At 71.4% G+C, this 2,562-nt stretch carries 3 protein-coding genes; 2 read left to right on the top strand and 1 reads right to left on the bottom strand.

Features of this window, described 5'->3' with window-relative positions:
• The coding region (locus H5J29_RS28870) for a glutamate mutase L (protein ID WP_181784136.1) at positions 1-285 on the bottom strand (285 nt) is incomplete at its 3' end.
• Between the two features lie 111 nt (positions 286-396).
• Between H5J29_RS28870 and H5J29_RS28865 the strand changes: the two genes are divergently transcribed.
• Positions 397-2,022 carry a long-chain fatty acid--CoA ligase gene (locus H5J29_RS28865; protein WP_181784135.1) on the top strand — a complete coding sequence of 542 codons (1,626 nt, stop codon included), beginning with the start codon at positions 397-399 and terminating at the stop codon, positions 2,020-2,022.
• Positions 2,023-2,237: 215 nt separating this feature from the next.
• Positions 2,238-2,562: hypothetical protein (locus H5J29_RS28860; RefSeq protein ID WP_220188061.1), on the top strand; the 325-nt coding region annotated here is incomplete at its 3' end.

The following is a 2,562-nucleotide window of genomic DNA, read 5'->3' as shown; positions in this document are numbered from 1 at the left end:
CGTGGAGAGCAGCCGTTCGGTCCCCACGACCGCGAGCCGCAGCCCCCCACCCGCCGACGAGCACGCCAGCAGGTCCGGGTCCAGCCCGCTCGCCGCGGCGGTCACCCCGCGCACGGCGGCGTCGACGCCCTCGAGGACGTCCTCCAGCGTGGTCGGGTGCTCCGCGAACCCGGCGAGGACGCCGTCGGGCTGGATCAGCACCGCCTTGGTCCAGGTCGAGCCGACGTCGAGGCAGACCGCGCCGGGGCCGGCCCCGCGCCCGGAGGGTGAGCCCGCGCCCGTCATGTCGCGGAAGCCTACCTGTCGATCACCCTCCGCAACGGGCTTCGCACGGATCCATCACGGGTCGCCCAGCGGTAAGGTCAGGTGATCGACACCACAGCACCAGGAGCGACGATGCTCGGACTGATGCAGGACCGTCCGCTGTCCCTGCCCCATGTGTTCCACCGCGCCGAACAGCTCTTCGGCCACAAGCGCCTGATCACCGCCTCTCCGGCGGGCGAACGCGAGACGACGGTCGCGGACTGGGCCGTGCGCGTGCGCAGGCTCGCGACGGTCCTGGACGACCTGGGGATCTCGGCCGACGGCCGGGTCGGCACGTTCTGCTGGAACACCGACCGCCATCTCGAGCTCTACCTGGCGGCCCCGTGCACCGGGCGCGTGCTCCACACCCTCAACATCCGGCTGTTCCCCGAGCAGCTCACCTACATCGCGAACCACGCCGAGGACGAGGTCGTCTTCGTCGACCGGTCGCTGCTGCCCGTCTTCTGGCCGCTGGTCGACCAGCTGCAGACCGTCCGGACCGTCGTCGTGATCGACGACGGCGCGGACGTCGAGGTCCCCGCGGACCCGCGTGTGCGGGACTACGAGGAGCTGCTCGCCGCCGCCGAGCCCTTCGCGGGGCGCTTCGCCGTCGAGGACGAGAACTCCGCCGCCGCGATGTGTTACACGTCCGGGACCACCGGGAACCCGAAGGGCGTGGTCTACAGCCACCGCTCGGCGGTCCTGCACTCGCTGATCACCCTGACCACGGACGCGTTCGGGCTCTCCGAGCGGGACGTCGTCCTCCCGGTCGTCCCGATGTTCCACGCCAACGCCTGGGGCATCCCGTACGGCGCGCTGCTCGCGGGCTGCGACCTGGTCTTCCCGGGCCCGGCGATGACCCCGCAGGCGATCGTGGAGCAGCTCGCCCGGCACCGCGTGACCGTCACCGGCGGGGTGCCGACGATCTGGATGGGCATGCGTCCGCTGCTCGCCGACCACGACCTCTCGGCCCTGCGGGCGATCCTCTGCGGCGGGTCCGCGGTGCCCCGGGCCCTCTCCGAGGCGTACCGCGAGGCGATCGGTCTCCCGATGCTGCACGCCTGGGGCATGACCGAGACCTCGCCCATCGCCTCGGTGTCGAGCCCGCGGTCGCACCAGGAGGGCTGGTCGGAGGACGAGCGGGCGGACGCCCGGGCGCGGCAGGGCCAGCCCGCCCCGCTCGTGGACCTGCGCATCGCGGACCCGGACACCGGCGACGAGCTGCCCTGGGACGACGAGGCCAGTGGCGAGCTCCAGGTCGCCGGTCCCTGGATCGCCGCGGAGTACTACCGGGGCGAGGGCGGCGGGTCCCAGTTCACCGCGGACGGATGGCTGCGGACCGGGGACGTCGCCGCCGTGGACCGCTGGGGCTTCGTGCGGCTGGTCGACCGGACGAAGGACCTGGTCAAGTCCGGCGGGGAGTGGATCAGCTCGGTCGACCTGGAGAACGAGATCATGGCCCACCCGGCGGTGGCCGAGGCCGCGGTGATCGCGATCCCGCACGAGAAGTGGACCGAGCGGCCGCTGGCCTGTGTGGTGGTGAAGCCCGGCGAGTCGGTGACCGCCGAGGAGCTGCTCGAGTTCCTCGCCCCGCGGGTGGCCAAGTGGTGGCTGCCCGACGCCGTGGAGTTCATCGACGAGGTGCCCAAGACCAGCGTCGGCAAGTTCTCGAAGAAGACCCTGCGAGAGAAGTTCGGGGATTACGTGCTCCCCTCCTGAATCGATGAGGGAGAATTCTGAGAGCCAGGCGCCTCTCGCTCTCAGAATTCCCCCGTCGTTACGGCACCTGGAGCAATCTCACAGGGAACTCGTAACAAACTCTTATCTTCCTCGAAAGAGTGACTGCACCCGTTCGCCGTGGTGATTGCGGAACATCGTTTCCTGATCACCGGGCTCCCCCCGCGGGTGACACTCCGCAGGAAGGAATCTCAACGGTGAATTCCACACTCCGCAGGGGCCTGCTCACGGCCGCCATCTCGGGCGGCTGCGTGCTCGTCGTGAACGGCGTGGCCCAGGCATCCGAGGACCCGAAGGCGGCCGATCCCGCGGCCGAGGCGACGACGACCGACGCGACCGACCCCTCCCCCGCGGAGACCGCTCCCGCGAGCGGGTCGACCGTCACGGGCGAGGACGTCGCGAAGGCCCTCACCACCGCCGCCCCCACCACCACCGCGACCGGTGAGACCCGCCGCGGCGGACCCGAGAACACCCGCACCGACGGCGACCGGCGCGGCGGTGACGACCGGCGCGGCTCCAACA

It is taken from the genome of Pseudonocardia pini (assembly GCF_013870575.1).
Taxonomy (GTDB): Bacteria; Actinomycetota; Actinomycetes; order Mycobacteriales; family Pseudonocardiaceae; genus Pseudonocardia; species Pseudonocardia pini.
Note: the sequence above shows the minus strand (reverse complement) of the source record. Positions and strands in the feature narration are given on the sequence as shown.